The organism is Paenibacillus lycopersici (assembly GCF_010119935.1).
Lineage (GTDB): Bacteria > Bacillota > Bacilli > Paenibacillales > Paenibacillaceae > Paenibacillus_Z > Paenibacillus_Z lycopersici.
Genome location: NZ_CP048209.1, coordinates 2,502,461 through 2,519,375 on the forward strand (window position 1 = coordinate 2,502,461; position 16,915 = coordinate 2,519,375).

Below are 16,915 nucleotides of genomic sequence, written 5' to 3' on the forward strand. Positions count from 1 at the left end.
TGTGTATCTATGATCCTGTGGCTGGAGCGGTCAATTGGACCGCACAGGATGAGTGAGGAACACGAATCCTCCTTTGCGCGCTTGAGTAAATCTCGGGCGAAGGCAAAGGAGGATTTTGTTATAACGGGACTTCTAGGGTTATTCCCAACTGTTTTGCCGTGTTGTTCACGACTCTAACAGGCATTGCGAGCTGGCTTGGGACAAAGAGATTCGAACAATTTGAGCAAAAATGATACAATTGCAAGGTGGATGACTCAGTAATTCTAGGCGTCAGTATAATGGAGCTTGCAACGAGAGATTTCTTATTGAAGCAGCAAGGCAAAATCATTGAAGGAGGTTGCATGTGCTTAATCCAATTGCTTTAACACTCGGTCCTATCCAAATTCATTGGTATGGCATCATCATTGCGGTAGGCGCGATGCTTGGACTTTTCTTAGCGATTAAGGAAGGCAAACGATTCGGTATCTCGCAAGAGTTCTTCTTCGACATGCTCTTGATAGGGCTCCCATCTGCGCTAATTGGCGCACGGTTGTACTACGTTGCCTTTGAATGGGGGCAGTACAAGAATAACCCGAGTGAAATCATCGCCATTTGGCATGGCGGGATCGCCATCTATGGCGCGCTGATCGGTGCTATTATCGCGGTCTCCATCTATACCCGCCGCAAAGGATACAGCTTTCTGCGAATTGCGGACATTTGCGCGCCGGGTTTAATCGTGGGCCAGATGATGGGACGCTGGGGAAACTTTATGAATCAGGAAGCGCATGGCGGACAGGTATCCGAAAATTTCTTAAGGGGCACCTTGCATCTTCCTAATTTCATCGTGAATCAGATGAATATACAGGGCGCGTATTATCACCCGACCTTCCTGTATGAATCCTTGTGGAGTTTGTTAGGACTCGTTGTTCTCTTGCTTCTGCGTCGCGTCAGTTTTCTGCGTGCCGGCGAATTGTTCATGAGTTATTTCATCTGGTACTCCATCGGCCGCTTCTACGTTGAAGGCGTTCGCACGGACAGCCTTGTCTTTGCAGGTCCCGCATGGCTAGCCTCGCTTCTGAAGACCATGTGGGAACCGATGTCTTCCTTCGGCTGGGGAGCGATGGAGGCCGGCAAGAACATACGCGTGTCGCAGCTGCTAGCGGTCTGCATCGTATTGGCGGCGGTGGCAATCATCGTTTTGCGGAGAACGGTATTCAAACAAACGTCCCGCTACTCCGATCCAATTGAGCCTGTAGTAAGGCCGAGTAATGGTTATCTTCAAAAAGTAGATTAACTATTTATAGAGGCTTCGCTTACGAACCTCTTCTTATGATGCAAGCGCCCACTGCGGGCGTTTTTTTATTCTTATTATGCGGGGAAGCTTGTTGGTCCTAGCAAATAGCGGGCGTTCGGAGCTGCATATACTTTACCTTTCCGCTATTGCCAGATCGCTTTGATCTTGTCTATACTTTGAATGGTGCGTATACATAGCAAGCTGCGAGATTCATGGAACGAGGTGCAGGCATGCCTGGCAATAAGATCGTCGGCTACAAGGTCATGTTCAAGATGGGCCGATTCCGGATGTGCATTTATATGAAGCCGGACTATTACGAGGTTTGGAATTTTTGGCGGGACGAACGAATCCGCAACGTGTCGGTCGAGGAAGTGGAGATGGAGGAGAGCCGGTTCTTTGGGGAAGAATAGGGTTTGTGTTTCGGAGCTTGATTTCATATACTAGAGTGACTATGCATCTCCTGGGCGTGCTCTGACCGGTTGTCAGCGATGACGTTCAGGAGGTTTCTCGTTAAGAGGTGAGGAGCAATGCCATTACCATCCATTGACAATGATTGGTCGGCCGTCTTGCGATCCGAGATGGAACAGCCGTACTTTCAACAACTGCTCGGCACGCTTGCGGCTCAGTATGCGGAGGGGAACGTGTACCCGGCCCAGTCCGCAATCTTCAATGCGTTCCGCTATACCGCGTATGCCGAAGCGAAGGTCGTCATTCTGGGCCAGGATCCGTATCATGGCCCGGGTCAGGCGCACGGACTCAGCTTCTCGGTGCTGCCCGGCGTGAAGAAGCCGCCATCGCTGCTCAATATGCTGAAGGAGCTGCAGAGCGATCTTGGCTGCGAGATGCCGGATCACGGCTGTCTGGTGACCTGGGCGCGGCAGGGCGTGCTGTTATTGAATACGGTGTTGACCGTTCGAGACGGTGAAGCGGCTTCGCATCAGGGGCTGGGCTGGGAACGGTTTACGGATCGCGTCATCGCCGAGCTGAACAAGCGGCAGAAGCCGATTGTCTTCGTGCTCTGGGGCAAGCATGCGCAGGCGAAAGAAAAGCTGATCGACACGGCGCGCCATGCGGTTATCGCTTCGGCGCATCCGAGCCCGCTGTCTGCGCGTCGTGGCTTCTTCGGCAGCCGGCCCTATTCGGCCATCAATGCCTGTTTGCGCGATTTCGGCGTCAGTGAGATCGATTGGCAACTTCCGCCGTTGGCGGCATTGGAAGCGGCAGCAGCGGCAGCCGGAAAGGCGTGAACGCAATGGCGGATCGGGTGAACGCGAAGAAGAAGCAGGTACGTTGGCTGAATCCGGCATCGGGGTATTTGACCGGCTACGCATATACGCTGAACCCGTACGTCGGCTGCACGTTCGGCTGCTCGTACTGCTATGTCCGGCGCATGCCGGTCGCGCTGTTCAAGCCCAGCCCGTGGGGCGAGTGGGTGGAAGCGAAGCCGCTGGATAGCGAGGGCGCGGGCTTCCGGCGGGAATGGCGGAGAGCGATCGCGAAAGGCGGGGTGACCGTCTTCATGTCCTCCGCGACGGATCCGTACCAGCCTGCCGAGCATGCGGAACGGCTGACGCGCCGGCTGCTTGAGGCGATGGCGGAGGATCCTCCGCAGTTCCTGCTCGTTCAAACCCGCAGTCCGCTCGTCGTGCGGGATATCGACCTGCTTCGTCAGCTCGGCGATCGCGTGCGCGTCAGCATGACGGTAGAGACCGATCTCGAAGCGGTCCGCAAGGCGCTTACGCCGTCCGCGCCGCCGCTCGCGGCCAGATGGCGGGCGATCCGCGAGCTTCGGGAAGCGGGAATCCCGACGCAGGCGGCCGTATCGCCGCTGCTGCCATGCAGCGACGCTTTCCCGGCGCTGATCGCGGAGGCCGTCGACCGCGTCGTGGTCGACGATTTCTTCCGCGGCGACGGCAGCGGAGGGAAGCGATCCGCGCAGCTGCGGATGGCCGAGCGTTATCGCGAGCTGGGCGAGGAAGCTCGCTACGCGCCGGCGACGGCGGATGCGTTCGTGCATGCGCTGAGAGCGCTGATGCCGTCAGGCGTCTATTTCGGGCAGGAAGGCTTCCTGCCCTGATCATACCGAACAGCCCGGGCAGTCATCTGCCCGGGCTGTTCGGCGTCTGCGTAGCAGCATGCGCTTAAGAAGGGGCAACTGCCCAGCTATCTGCACTTAATCCTTACCTAATCCATGCCCAGTCCGTACCTAATCCGTACCTAATCCGTATCCAGTCCATCCCTAGTCCGTACCTAGCCCGTACCTAGCCCGTAAACAGTCCGAGCTCCGTACCTAACCTTGCCTGATCATGGAATGGTCGTAAGCAAGTCATTACCTAGCCTTTCCTAGTCATCGGCCGCTTTAATCATTCTGCGAATCGCCGTCGCTGCCGATAATGCCGGTCGAACCGCTCGCAGCGCCGCTTGATTCGCCGTCTCCGGTGGCACCGGAGACGCCGCCGCCGTTGTTCGCGCCGTTCTGGCCGAGCACGGGTTTGTATGCCGCGGATACGTAAGTGACGGCTTTCACTTCCGTAATCACCTGCGCATATTGTTTGTCTTTGTCCGGATAGACCGGCTCGACTTGGATGACCGCTTCATCGCCTTCGAAGGATATCGAAGCGATCCGCATGCCGTACCCTGGATTAGGCGCCTGCGCCGTGATCGTGACTTCGTTGGCGTCCGCGTTGACCGCGTTCGCGGTCAGCTTCAGATCGGTTAGCGGGAACGGCTGCTCATCGACAGGCGGCTCGCTCGGCTTGTTCTTGTTCACGAATTGCATGGCATCGTATAACCAGCCGGCTGCGTCGCCGCGCGTTATTGCATCCTTCGGATGGAAGAGCTGCGTATCGTCCAGCTTGGCGATTCCGCTTAAGAGCATCTTCTGAATATTGCCCATATAGCTCGGATTGACGTCGGCTTCGTCTTTAAGCAGGAGATACATGTCGATGAAGGCATAATCGCCCATCTTGAGCACGCCTTGCATCAAGTGATAGGCAAACTGCTCGCGCGTCATCGGGTCGTTCGCTTTCGTTTCCCGCGGAATGTTCAGGTCGTTCATGGCCGCAATAATCAACGATTTCGCGTACCAGGCATCATCCTTCATGTTCGGGAAATTGTCCGTGACTTTCGGTTCTTTGACGAACCGGATGTCGTCGATGTTCAAGCCCAGGCCGTTAACGATCATCGAAATGCCCGCAGCGTAAGTAAGCTTGCCGTTCGGATCGAAATGGTCCGACTTCGCGTCGCTGCCCGAGAGTATGCCAAGCTTCTGAAGCGCGGCGATTTTGGCATCGTTCGGATGGCCTTTCGTATCGGAGAATGCCCACACCGACTGCGCGAGCGCAACGAACAGCAGCAGGACGACGCTGGCGGCCGTTAATGCTTTCTTCATTCTTTCCACCTCGATTTGCATGAATTTGGCTTGCCTGTTTCAACTATGTAGACGCATCCCGCTCGCATATGGTTGCAAGAACGGGAACGCGACCGCTTGAAAATCGGCTACGGCCTAATCGTTACGCGCGTGCGAAGGGGAACGATCGCCGCCAAGCCCAGCACATCCTCGTTGTACATGCGGATGCAGCCGTGCGATACTTCCCTGCCGATGGAGCCCGGGTCGTTCGTGCCGTGAATGCCGTAATGCGGCTTGGACAGTCCCATCCACATCGCGCCGAACGGACCGCCGGGATTAGGCTGCTTGTCGATGATTTCATAGTCGCCGGTCGGCGTTTTCGTAAGCATTTTGCCAATGCCTACCGGGTAACCTCTGACGACGACGTTGCCGTCGAGCAAGTAGAGCTGGCGATCCGACAAGTCGACGATGATCCGGTAATTGGGCATATTCCATCCCTCCTTGACGATATCATATGAACGGCGCGCGGGAGGGGATTGGATGTCACGTTGTCAGTCGGTGTGCCGATGCCCGGGGAAGATGATGAAATAGCTTGCACCATCGTTTCAACCCTCTCATAAACTGTTAAAAAATGGAGGTTGATAGGGATGGATTTTAGCGAGCTTCAGGATATGATCGATCCTTCGTTGTATATCGTACTGGTTGCATGCTGGGTGCTGGGCTATATATTGAAGAAAACGCCGCGCGTGCCGGATTGGTCGATCGTCTATGTCATTACTTTGTTCGCGGTCGTCGTAACGCTGTTCACGCTCGGTTTCGAGGTCAAAAGCGTGCTGCAGGGCATCATTACGGGCGCGGTTTCCGTCTATGGGAGCCAATTGCTCAAACAAGCCCAGAAAGGCATTTCCGGCGGCGATTCAGGCAGCGCAGGCCAGCAATAAATTTCGTTCGCCGACGACCGGCTCACAGCTATTGTTGATTGCATGACGAAGGCCTATGCAGCGCTGCATAGGCTTTTTTATGTGAGTGAGCGGAGGCCAAGAAAAGGACTGAATGTAACTTGGGACGGAATTGGTTGTTTAAGAACATGGCACGAATTCAAAGGAAGTAGAATAGCTTAGTAGAGAGGAGGAAAGGCTGTATGCAAGATGACAAGGCAGGAGTTCAAGCGATGCAAGCGCTGAATAGCACTCACGTCTTGCCTCAATGGTTTGGGGCGGTAGGCGACGGTAAAACAGATGATACGCAGCTCATTCAAAAAGCATTGGATTATGCCGCTGAAAACGGGTTGAAGGGCATTAGACTTCCGCCGACCGCAAGCGGCTATTTGATTTCCGGTCAAATCAATGTTCCGTCTCACATTGAAATTTTAGGGAATGGGACTCTTATTACTACGGCTAGCAATGCGGGGAAAATTCGTAATATATTTTACGCAACTGGAAAGAGTGACATTACAATTAGTGGGTTTCGTTTCTCGTCCACGAACGATCAATCCCGATTAAGCGGTCGAGTCGGCTCTTCGTCGAACATCATTGCGGTTCGTTTTTCTAATTGTTCCGATTGCGAAGCCTCTGATCTCTATGGCGAAAAGTTAGAATACCTTATTAAAGCAGATACCAATTCAGCCCGAATACGATTGAAGGAACTAACGACGGTATTCACTCACCAGCCTATTTATATAGGGGATTCAGATTACTTGTACTTCGAAAACCTGTACCTTGGAATGCCGCTACAAACTGAAACGGATAACCACGACCATGGAATTTACATGGAGGCTGTCAATTATGTGCAAGGCTCTAATATCGTGTTTGTAGGCGGCAACGGACATGCGCTGCATATTTATAACCTCAGAGGTATAACCACGCATGATATTAATATAACGAATTTAATTTTCCAAAATATTCGGGGGGCTATTATCGCCTCGACATGCGGCCGCGTTAATATCGCCAATGTTACGATCGATGGCGTGGAATCCACGATTGATGATCAGATTTGTCGAGTCATTGATAGCCGTGATGCAGAATTGATTGTCGCGAACGTCCAGGTCAATAATGTGCGGCAATTGAAAGGCGGAGCGATATTTAATTGCGGCAAATTCTCCGCTAGCGATGGAACCGTCCGCTCCTTGCTTCAAATAAATGGAGGCTATGTGGGGCCGCTGGATCAGAGCATCGGGAATATAAGCATGTGTCAGGAGGGAGCGACTGAATTATTTCTCAATGATCTTTATTTTGATCGTTGTGAAGCGCAAATCTTCTCGAATGTTGGGGCTAAGAATAAAAGAATTGTCGTCAGTAACTGTGTGTTTAAACGAAATTCGAGTTCGACTACTTCTCCAGCGAGCAGCATTATATTTCGGTTGAGAGGGACAGAGTTTGCAGAGATAAACAGTTGTACTTTTATCAATGACCAAGACAATTCGACAGTACCCATCTTCAACTGCACAGACGATACGGGGATTGTTCTTATTCGCGATAACAATTTCAAAGGCGACGCTGTAATAACTTCATACTTGGATACCAAATCATTAATACTGCCTAATAATCGCATGTTCGACGGATTAAATTGGATCGACCCAAAGGTGATCGTAAGCAAATTGCCGGTGTCCACTGCTTCCAATCGTGGTGAGAGGATGATCGTGAAGGGCGGCTCGGATTCAAACGATCTGATCTACGTTTCAGTGCAGAAAAAAGACGGGAGTCATGGATTCGTACGGTTAAACACGGATGAAGAGACAATATTGCATTCGCCCAATGGTCTAGTCTATACATTGCAAGTAAGTGATTCCGGACAATTGTCATCAAGGTCTGATACTGTGGTGTATGATTTTTATGACCGCTCGAATAATAATGCTTCATTAGGTTCGACAAGCTCTGGAACGCAATGGTCTAGCGTTATTGGCGTGTTCGGTATTAGCAACAATACGGCTTATTCTGTAACGGACGCCAACCGGGACATGGCGGTTGTTCCCGCTGTAGTAACTAACTACGCTGTAACTTGTAATCTTAAGGGGGCTGTATCCGACATTGCCAATAACAGCCGTCCTGGAATTGTCGTGAGGTACGCCGACAGTTCGAATTATTTCTATGCTATCCTAGATCACAACAGGGTCAGGTTAGTAAAAGTCGATTCAGGCTTATCGACTGACTTGGCAAGCGGCTCGTATCCGCTTAACGACAACCAATATTACTCACTCAAGTTAGCGTGCAGCGGTAATTCGATTAAAGTGCTTATCAATGATAGTTTGTTGAATACGTACATCATGTCAACAAACGACTTTGAAAAATTCGGATTATTAAACGGGGTTGGCATACGTCTCAGTAAGACAGGATCACCGAAATCAGCTGCCCGCTGGAATAGATTTGTAGTTGATCGGCTTTAAACAATGCCCGGCAATCGTAGGCACATTAATAACCGGCACCAAGGTATAACGCCAAGAATAACCATGGTGAATACAGGGGAAGGTATTAAAAATGTCATTCAGAGGTGTACGATGACAATATTAATTGTCTCCGTAGTTGTAGTGTACGCGGCCTGTTTCTTGATTCCCCGGCGTCTTACGTGGATCGAAGTGTTAGCGGCCACTTTGTTTGGGTTATATTTTGAGTGCATGACTAATATCTTTTTGGATTTGAAATATGATTTATACGGTTATTTTAATAAAGGCGTGGATTGGCAAACGTTAATAGCGCTTCTTGGACTATATCCAAGTTTAAACTATTTGCTTCTGAATCTTTATCCGGCCGGAAAGGGATTTCTTCGCATTACAGCTTACTTGCTTGCTTGGGATGCCTTCTCGGTTCTCTACGAGCAGTTATCGAGACAAACCGGCGTTTTCTACTACAACGGCTGGACGTGGCGGTATTCGGCGGTTCTTTATCCATTTATCTTTTTGATTTTGTGGTATCACTTGAAATTCACTCGCTGGGTAATCAGCAAGAGCGTCCCTAACCGTTAGCTGTCGTCCGGCAGGATGCGTCAGAGGCATTTTCGGGGCAAGTTCTTGTGCAAAGCAACCGTACATGACTTGCACCAGCTTCGCGCCAAGTTGGAGCTGAAGCAAGCTGAATCAGCTTAGCCGTTACAAAAGAAAAAGCCGCAAACCCTGTAATATCAAGGCATTGCGGCTTTTTGCATGTATGATCTGGACAGGGTTCGAACCTGTGACCCCTACCCTGTCAAGATAGTGCTCTCCCAGCTGAGCTACCAGATCATATTGAAAGTGAATCGCTTTCTCGTAAAAACGATTATAACCTGGATTCGCGAATTGTGCAATAGTTTTTATTCATGTTAAATAAGAATGTTGTTGGATGCCGACGATCCAGGTGCATACCGGTAACCCGCTCAGGTCAAACTATCCCCCGTATGGAAAAACATCCTAATCCGAGGACAACGACAGTTGGGGGACTTGATACGAATGAAAAAGTACGTAATCGCGACGGCCATAGCCATGCTGCTGTCATCCTGCGCATCGCATACAAACACGAACGGGGCGAAGACGAATAACGTCGCTGACAACGTCATTAAGCTTCGAACCGAAGGCGATGCGCGGGTATTCAAATCGGAGCACTGGCTGGATCAAGGCAAGGTGTGGATTCCGGCCGAACGGGCGGCTGCGCTGCTTAATTACCGGTATAACCTGAAGGGAGGCAGCCATATGGCTGCGATGGGGTTCAGCGACCCGATGTACGTATTCGCAGCCGACTCCAAGCAGGCGAAGATCGGCAATGACAGCGTGACGCTTAACGAAGCTCCGCGCATGATCGGGCAATCGCTGTGCCTTGAGCTCGGTTCGCTGTCGCAGCTGCTGCAGGCGCCAGTGAATTGGGATGCCGCGCATCGCACGGTTGTAGTCGGTCCGCCGCACGGCTCAGAGCTGCAGAAGACGCCGGCTTCGGCGGCGCCCGGCACGACGCTCCGGGCGAGAGCGGTCGATTCCGATAACGGGGACGCTGCCGATCAGTCGGATAATACCGCTTCGGAAACGAATAACGGTCAATCGAATAGTACCGATCAAGGGCAAGCCGACGAGGTTATCGCTTTCGCCAAGCGCTACATGGACGTGCCTTACAAATTCGACGCCGCACCGTATGAGGAAAGCCACAAATTCGACTGCTCTTCCTTCATGCAGCATGTATTCGGCCATTTCGGCATCGATTTGCCTCGCTCGTCGATCGCGCAGTCCAAGGTCGGGCAATACGTGACAAGGAGCAACCTCAAGAAAGGCGACATCGTGTTCTTCTATACGCCGGGCAGATACAGCAGCAACGATATTGTCGGCCACGTCGGTCTGTACATCGGCAACAATCAGGTCATTCAAACGTACGGCGATCCCGGCGTGACCATCACGTCGCTCATCGGAGACTGGGACAAGCGAATCTTGTGGGCTCGCAGAGTGCTGTAGTCCTTGTTATTCAACATTGTTCACGCGCTTTCCTATGTCGCGGTAATGAAGCGGGAAGCCATAGCGGCGCGCACAAGAGAAAGCATGGCGGCAAGAAAGGCGAAGGGATGGCCTAGGCGGACCGTTTCAAAGTTATACGGAAGTATACGGAAGCGTTCCTAGAGGCGCGTAAACGGTGGTTCAAGGGAGCAATCAGCGAAGTCGAGGCAACGCGGCTATCTGGTGTAAACAAACCAACCTTTTACCGTTGGCACGACGAATATACAAAGACAGGCTGCCGGGATTCAAAAACTGCGGTAGCCTCTTGAACCATCGTTGAATCAAGCGAATCCCAATTTATGCAATAAGGTCCGTGAGCCTTTGTTCTGAAGGTCTTATAACATGCAAATGCAAACTCCGCCCCGGCCAACTTGATTGGCTGATGATCATATTCAGAATACCTTCCAGCAACAATGCAGCGATTGGTGCGATTTTCATATTCATCGAAAACTTGCCTATAACTCCCGAACCCAATACGAGTCCCAAGCCAAGAGCGCCATAAAGTAGCTCTATACCGATATCCCCATCTGAAATGCCTTTACGGCATACACGCTGATAAGAATGTTAAAGATGCCGTCGCCAATCGGTCCATAGGACGAACGCGATAATCACCGAATGAAGGATGAGCCCGGCATCAACTTTCGAAACTCATTCATGCCTTTCCAACGGGACATACCGGTCGTATTTCGTACATCTTCGGGTATGCTTTGTCGAGGAATCGTGATTCGGGCGAGAAGAAGGACTGACAGTAGAATTGAAAGAACGTTCAGACCGAATATCAAGTAAGGGACAAGCCTGACTGCAAAGGTGATTCAACCGCCACGCCTGAACCAGTGAGCGCTAATAACAAACCGAGTAGTGCAACTTGACTGAGGGTAATGGTTTTCGCCAAATGTCTTGAAGCTGTCTAATCGTCTTTTACCTAATACTGGTAGTGTGTGATCGTGTCATCTTTTCTGGTGCAATAAATTCGCCGGCCGCGACTTGATAAACAAGTACAGGCGACGAAGGAACCGGCATTATGACCATACAGTTCGTATCTCTTCTCAAGTATTGAGCGGCTTTGTATTACGCCAAATGTGAGAATCGGAAACGTTTTTCTACGGCGTAATTATCATCATAAGCAACCGTCTTCGTAATCATGTGCAATGTACGTGTTGCGAAAAGGAATCGAACGGAGTGATATCGAAGTGTCAATCAACGTTGGCCATATCAGCGAGATTTACCGTTTTCCGGTCAAATCGTTCGCCGGGGAACGGCTGGAAAGCTGTATCATCGAACATTACGGTATGCGAGGCGACCGGGTTTGCTCGTTCTATGACGAAACGAAAACCGATTGGTTCAAATATATTACTGCGCGAAATATTCCAAATATGCTAAACTATCAAGCTCGCTTCGTCGATGGGGCATCGAGGTTACAAGCCCTGACGGGCGTCGCTACGGTTGGGACGCGTATTTGCCCGCCGAATTGCAAAGCCAGACGAAGACCCCTCTGACGCTATCGCGCATCATGGCGCCGAATCCGGAAGCGAAGAACGTGCCGTTGCTTTCGGTCGAAGCCGCCAGCATTTTGCTCGTTACGGATACTTCCCTACAAATGCTCGAATCGATGTGGGGCAAGCCGCTCGACCCTCGGCGCTTTCGCGGAAACTTCGTCTTGAAACTGAACGATGGCGCACCTAGTGAACCTGAATGGGTTGGCAAAAGGACTGTGATAGGCGAAGTCGAGCTGCAGGCTGACAGCCTTTGCGAGCGATGTGTCGTGATCACAATGGACCCGGACACGCAGAAGAAAGATCCTTCCTTGCTCAAGCTCGTTAACCGAGAATTTGGCTTGATGTTTGGTGTTTATGCCTCCGTCGTCCGGACAGGGCAAGTCCGGCTTGGCGACACTGTGTCGATCGCCTAGTTCGATTCTGACGAACCTTCTAAGAAAAAAGCCACTTCCTTTATTCAGGAAGTGGCTTTTTTCTTGTTGCCAGCGAGTATTTCTTATTAAAATAGTGTTTACTTAGGGAATTTCGAATAAGCTCAGGGGAGTTTCCTGCCAGCTTTATTTGATTCATGCAAACACATGCCAAATAATCATTTGTGTCATAAAGCACAATTCTTTCCCACCATTCTTGGTCGTGGCGTTTTTGCAATTTGCGTGTACGAGTTGATTTTATAAGAGAAATGATGGGAGGTGACCGGAAGGTCATCGTATTATTGGCAATTTCCTAGGTTTTGTTTCATACCCTTTGATAAATGCTTATATTGCAGAGGAGATGAGACATTGAACGCTGTGAGGAAGGACTCGCGCAGAAGCAATCACCAATATGGCAGGCTACCTCTGTTATTCGCTCGCAATATCGGCCAATTCCGGCCGGAAACGGAATACCTGGCGCACGCAGCTGGATTTCGCTGCTCGCTCGAGAAGGATCGCATTCGTCTGGCGTTCTTCCGGTCAGAACGGATGCCGGACAAGAATCGCATTTCGGAAGGCATTGTTCTAGACATGCTCTTCGAGGGGCGCGGCGATCCTTGCAGAATCGAGGGCACCTCTCTTGCGGAAGGGAGGTTTAATTATTTTCAGGGCAGCGATCCGAGCCGCCATTACGCGAGCGTGGACGTCTACTGCGTGGCTGCTTACCGGGAGCCATGGCCGGGAATTGACGTGGAGATCCGGGGCGAAGAGGGCCAACTAAAGTTTGATTGGATCGTTAGCCCAGGTGCCAGAACGGAAGATATCCGGCTTCGTTACGAAGGCGCCGACGAGATCGAGATTGATGAGGAGGGGCGGCTTCTCATCATGACCGAGCAAGGTATCCTGATCGATGGGCATCCTGTCGCATATCAAGTGACGGAAGACGAGCGCAAGGAGATCGACTGCCGTTACACGCTCGAGTCCGGCAAGAACGGAGAGCATTGGATCGGTTTCGAGCTCGGCGCGTACGAGAAGGCGCTTCCTCTCGTGATCGATCCCGTCATCGAGTATTCTACCTTCCTTGGCGGAACAGGCGTGGATGAGGGCATTGCGATCGCGGTGGATGCTGCCGGCCAAGCCTATGTGACGGGAAGCACGCTGTCCGCCAATTTTCCCGTAACGCCTGGAGCCTTTCAGAGCACGCTAAATGGAACCGCCGAGGATATGTTCGTCACGAAGCTGAATGCGACCGGAACCGCGCTTCTCTATTCCACTTATTTAGGGGGCAGCGCACGGGATATCGGAAGAAGCATTGCCGTCGACAGCACTGGCTCCGCTTATGTAACAGGGACCTGCTTCTCCTTGGACTACCCGACGACACCGGGTTCGTTTATGCCAGCTCCGGCTTCAACGAGAGCGCACGCGGTCGTCACGAAGCTCGATCCCAGCGGGAGTTCTCTCGTATACTCGACGTATCTGGGCGGTACTGGGGGAGACGGCGGGTCCGCCATCGCCCTCGATGCCTTCGGCAACGCATACGTCGCCGGGCAGACGGATTCCAAGGACTTCCCGACAACGTCGGGAGCTTTTGCGCCGGTCTCTCCCAGCTCAGCCTCGATTGGCTTCGTTACGAAGCTGAATGCCACGGGATCGGGCTTGATCTACTCGACTTTTCTGGGCGGCAACGGAACGACCGACATCCGAGGAATTGCCGTGGACGGCTCCTTCCAAGCTTACGTGACCGGAGGGACCGTGGCAAAGAATTTTCCAACAACGCCTGGTGCCTTTCAGATTGCGATAAAAGGGGGCATAGACGGCTACGTCACGAAGTTCAATGCCGCCGGAACAAGCTTGATCTACTCCACCTACCTCGGCGGGACGCTGAACGATACGCCTAACGCGATCGCGGTCGACGATGCGGGAAACGCATACGTGACGGGACCGACCAATTCGGCGGATTATCCCACGACGCCAGGGGCGTTTGTTATCTCGGTCGTTGATAAGAATACAATGATCTTCGTCACGAAGCTTAATCCGACCGGAAGTCAATTAATCTATTCTTCGCTCATCGGCGGGAATGGAGCAAACAGACCGACCTCGATTGCCCTGGCTTCCTCCTTCAATGCCGTCATTACGGGGGAAACGAACGCGACGGATTATCCGGTTACGCCTGACGCCTTTCAATCTTCCTTCAACGGCCAGTCCGACGCTTTCGTCACGATACTTAATCCCTTTGGTTCTGCTCCGCAGTATTCCACGTATTTGGGCGGAAGTTCGGTCGACTTCGGCAACGGTATCGCGGTCGATCCTGCGGATGCCATCTTTGTAACTGGGCAGACCTTCTCTAATAATTACCCGACGACGCCCGGCGTTTTCCAACCCGCACGTCGGAGTATCGACGCATTCGTCACGAAATTCGGAAATGCGGTCGCCTTGCAAGTGAGCAAATTTTCCAATCAGTTCGAAGTCAGGCCGGGGGATTCTGTCGTCTTCTTCATTGACATTACGAATGATATCGTTGCTCTGACGAATGTGACGGTCGATGATCCGTTACTCGGATTCACTACGCGTATTCCCGAATTGGGGCCTTTCGAAACCAAAATATTCGAGATAACCTTCGTCGTTCCACCAAGCCAAAAGCCGGGGTTACTTGTGAACGAAACGTTTGTGCGGGCGGATCAGATTCCGCAGCCTATTATAGCGGAGGCATCTATTCTCGTCGTCGAGCAGCCGAGGATAGTCGCGAGCAAGACCGTAAATCCGTCCGCCGCAACCCCAGGTGAGTCCGTCGTCTTCACGATAGCCTTGATTAACCAAGGAAATGTCGATTTGGTCAATGTCCGAATCGTCGATCCCTTGCTCGGATTGGATCAAGTTCTTGACGTTTTTAAGGTCGGAACCAGTTATGCGCTGGATTGGCCGTTCGTGATCCCAGAGGGACAGCAGATTGGTCTCACGATCGCGAATGTCGTGACGATTACTGCCGACAACTTGCCCGCGCCGGTTACGGTCGGGACGGCCGTGGAGGTGCTGCCCGCACCGCGACTGGAGCTCTTGAAGACGGGAGACCGGAACGTCGTTGCGCCTGGAGAGATCGTTATATTTACAATCGTCGCGGCGAACACAGGCAATGATACATTAACGAATTTGGTCGTATCGGACGATGTCGTAGGGTTGAATACGACGATGCCGTCACTTGCGCCGGGGGAGAGCGAAACATTCCAAATCTCCTTTGTCGTTCCCCTCGAGACGCCGCCTGGAAGCTACACGAACACGTCAACCGCGGTCAGCGTTCAGACGGACGTCGTGTTCGCCAGCTTCTCTGTGTCGGTAATCGCGGTGCCGAGGCTCGGCATACGCAAAGTGCCTTCGGTCAAATCGGCGACGGTCGGAGAAACCTTTATCTATTCGGTTGTCGCGGCGAATTTCGGCAACGTGCCCTTGACGGAGGTCCGGTTCTCAGACCCGCTTCTTGGCTTCGACCGAATCGTTCCGCGCTTGGAAGTCGGGGAGACACTGCAGATTGACATACCATTCACGGTTCCGGCGGGTTCCGAAATCGGCTCGATCATTGTCAACGTGCTCTCCGTCGACGCGGCGGAGCTTGCCACGCAGCAGGTGGAATCGACGGTCAACGTGACAAGTGCAGGTCTCGCGATTTCCAAGTCTCCAGATCGCGGCTTCGCGGCGCCGGGTGAGACAGTGAACTATATGTTAGAAGTAATTAACTTACTCGCAGTGCCCCAGACGAACGTCATGCTGGCCGATCTGCAGCTCGGGTTGAGCGAGACGGTAGCGAGTATTCCCGCGGGCGGCTCGATTACGCGCATCGTCTCGTTCGTCATACCTGCAGGAGCGGCAGACGGAAGCGTGATCTCGAATGAATTTGTCGTTTTGTCGGATCTGACACCGGTGCAGCGAACGTCTGCCGAAGTCGTCGTTGTGTTCATCCCTGCGCCTGGTTCGACGACGCTAGCCGTCCGCAAACTTCCCGACCGTGACGTCGCGCAACCTGGTGAGACGGTCAACTATACCGTCGAAATCGCGAATACGGGTACGATCCCCGCCACGGGAGTCGTTATCCAGGATTCGCTTACCGGCGGCTCAGAGACGATCCCGGTAATCGCGCCGGGCGGCGTCGCGTTCGCTTTCTTCACGTTTACGATTCCTGCCGATACGGTACAGGGAGTCGTTATCGCGAATCGCGCGACGGTTACGTGGAACGAGCTACCTCCCGACGTGACAAGCGAATTTGGCGAAGCCCGCGTCACCGCTGCCCGTCCGAGATCGCTTCTCGATGTATCCGCGACGGCGGATCCCTCGGTTGCGGTGCCGGGCGCGACGGTCACGAAAACGATTTCCGTCCGCAATCTTGCTGACACGGCATTAACGGACGTGCGCGTCATTGATCCCTTGCTTCGCTTTAGTGCCGTCATTTCCATGCTCGGACCGGGAGAGGTCCGGGAATTCGTATTGCCTTACACGGTTCCGGCCGATGCAGCAGGCGCGACGATCTTCAACAACCACTTCGCCGTCTTCTCCGATCAGACGCCGCTGCAGCAAGAGACGGTGCTTATCGAAACGGCGGTATTGCCGAACGCGCTCCTGACTCAGACCGTTGATCGGACGGAAGGGCATCCGGGAGAAACGGTATTTTTCTCGATTCGGGCGAAGAACACCGGCAACGTCGACTTGCTGCAAGGCGTCTTGACCGCGCCGCTATTAAACCTGCGGCTTGGCACCGCTGTCTTCGACGTAAACGCGGACGTGACGATCCGTATCCCATTCGTGCTTCCAGACGTAGAAGATGGCACGGTGCTAACAAGCCGAGCGTTCGCTTCGTCCTCCAATGGGCCTACGCTAGAAGCGACCGCCTTCGTCCGCGTCGTCGTTGATGAAGAATAGTGAATGCAGCCTAACCGTATGATCCGCCGACCTTAGTAT

13 protein-coding genes and 1 tRNA gene are annotated in these 16,915 nt (G+C 52.6%); 11 read left to right on the forward strand and 3 right to left on the reverse strand.

The genetic code is table 11. The features are described from left to right. Nucleotides 1-343: 343 nt before the first annotated feature. From lgt to GXP70_RS10895, 4 genes are all read left to right on the forward strand, one after another. Entirely contained in the window at nt 344-1,273 is a 930-nt protein-coding gene (gene lgt / locus GXP70_RS10880; protein WP_162356575.1) for a prolipoprotein diacylglyceryl transferase, read from the forward strand. 230 nt (nt 1,274-1,503) lie between these two features. After that, complete coding sequence (locus GXP70_RS10885) at nt 1,504-1,683, forward strand: hypothetical protein (RefSeq protein ID WP_162356577.1); 180 nt, start codon at nt 1,504-1,506, stop codon at nt 1,681-1,683. Nucleotides 1,684-1,800: 117 nt separating this feature from the next. Further along, nucleotides 1,801-2,520 (forward strand): uracil-DNA glycosylase, encoded by a 720-nt coding sequence (locus GXP70_RS10890; protein WP_162356579.1) that lies wholly within the window; start codon nt 1,801-1,803, stop codon nt 2,518-2,520. Nucleotides 2,521-2,525: 5 nt separating this feature from the next. Further along, complete coding sequence (locus GXP70_RS10895) at nt 2,526-3,350, forward strand: SPL family radical SAM protein (RefSeq protein WP_162356581.1); 825 nt, start codon at nt 2,526-2,528, stop codon at nt 3,348-3,350. A 282-nt stretch (nt 3,351-3,632) separates the two neighbouring features. Here the strand turns inward: GXP70_RS10895 and GXP70_RS10900 are convergent, their stop codons facing one another. Next, nucleotides 3,633-4,664 (reverse strand): S-layer homology domain-containing protein, encoded by a 1,032-nt coding sequence (locus GXP70_RS10900; RefSeq protein ID WP_162356583.1) that lies wholly within the window; start codon nt 4,662-4,664, stop codon nt 3,633-3,635. 107 nt (nt 4,665-4,771) lie between these two features. After that, a complete protein-coding gene (locus GXP70_RS10905; RefSeq protein ID WP_162356585.1) occupies nt 4,772-5,110 on the reverse strand; it encodes a L,D-transpeptidase in 339 nt (112 codons plus the stop codon). Nucleotides 5,111-5,269: 159 nt separating this feature from the next. Between GXP70_RS10905 and GXP70_RS10910 the strand changes: the two genes are divergently transcribed. The 3 genes from GXP70_RS10910 (at nt 5,270) to GXP70_RS10920 (ending at nt 8,580) form a co-directional block, all read left to right on the forward strand. Further along, nucleotides 5,270-5,563 (forward strand): phage holin family protein, encoded by a 294-nt coding sequence (locus tag GXP70_RS10910; RefSeq protein ID WP_162356587.1) that lies wholly within the window; start codon nt 5,270-5,272, stop codon nt 5,561-5,563. A 200-nt stretch (nt 5,564-5,763) separates the two neighbouring features. Then, nucleotides 5,764-8,004 (forward strand): glycosyl hydrolase family 28-related protein, encoded by a 2,241-nt coding sequence (locus tag GXP70_RS10915; protein ID WP_162356589.1) that lies wholly within the window; start codon nt 5,764-5,766, stop codon nt 8,002-8,004. A 111-nt stretch (nt 8,005-8,115) separates the two neighbouring features. Then, nucleotides 8,116-8,580 carry a hypothetical protein gene (locus GXP70_RS10920; RefSeq protein WP_162356591.1) on the forward strand — a complete coding sequence of 155 codons (465 nt, stop codon included), beginning with the start codon at nt 8,116-8,118 and terminating at the stop codon, nt 8,578-8,580. 182 nt (nt 8,581-8,762) lie between these two features. Here GXP70_RS10920 and GXP70_RS10925 read toward each other — a convergent pair. Next, nucleotides 8,763-8,835: transfer RNA gene (locus GXP70_RS10925), tRNA-Val, on the reverse strand. A 204-nt stretch (nt 8,836-9,039) separates the two neighbouring features. Between GXP70_RS10925 and GXP70_RS10930 the strand changes: the two genes are divergently transcribed. From GXP70_RS10930 to GXP70_RS10940, 4 genes are all read left to right on the forward strand, one after another. Further along, a complete protein-coding gene (locus tag GXP70_RS10930) occupies nt 9,040-10,026 on the forward strand; it encodes a C40 family peptidase (RefSeq protein WP_162356593.1) in 987 nt (328 codons plus the stop codon). A gap of 1,187 nt (nt 10,027-11,213) precedes the next feature. Continuing rightward, the gene (locus GXP70_RS30285) at nt 11,214-11,561 is read left to right on the forward strand and encodes an MOSC N-terminal beta barrel domain-containing protein (RefSeq protein ID WP_404822335.1); all 348 of its coding nucleotides are present in this window, start codon (nt 11,214-11,216) and stop codon (nt 11,559-11,561) included. Nucleotides 11,562-11,674: 113 nt separating this feature from the next. Then, on the forward strand, nt 11,675-11,974 hold the full coding sequence (locus tag GXP70_RS30290) for an MOSC domain-containing protein (protein ID WP_404822353.1): 300 nt from the start codon (nt 11,675-11,677) through the stop codon (nt 11,972-11,974). 375 nt (nt 11,975-12,349) lie between these two features. Beyond that, the gene (locus tag GXP70_RS10940; RefSeq protein WP_225442848.1) at nt 12,350-16,876 is read left to right on the forward strand and encodes a DUF7948 domain-containing protein; all 4,527 of its coding nucleotides are present in this window, start codon (nt 12,350-12,352) and stop codon (nt 16,874-16,876) included. Nucleotides 16,877-16,915 lie beyond the last annotated feature (39 nt).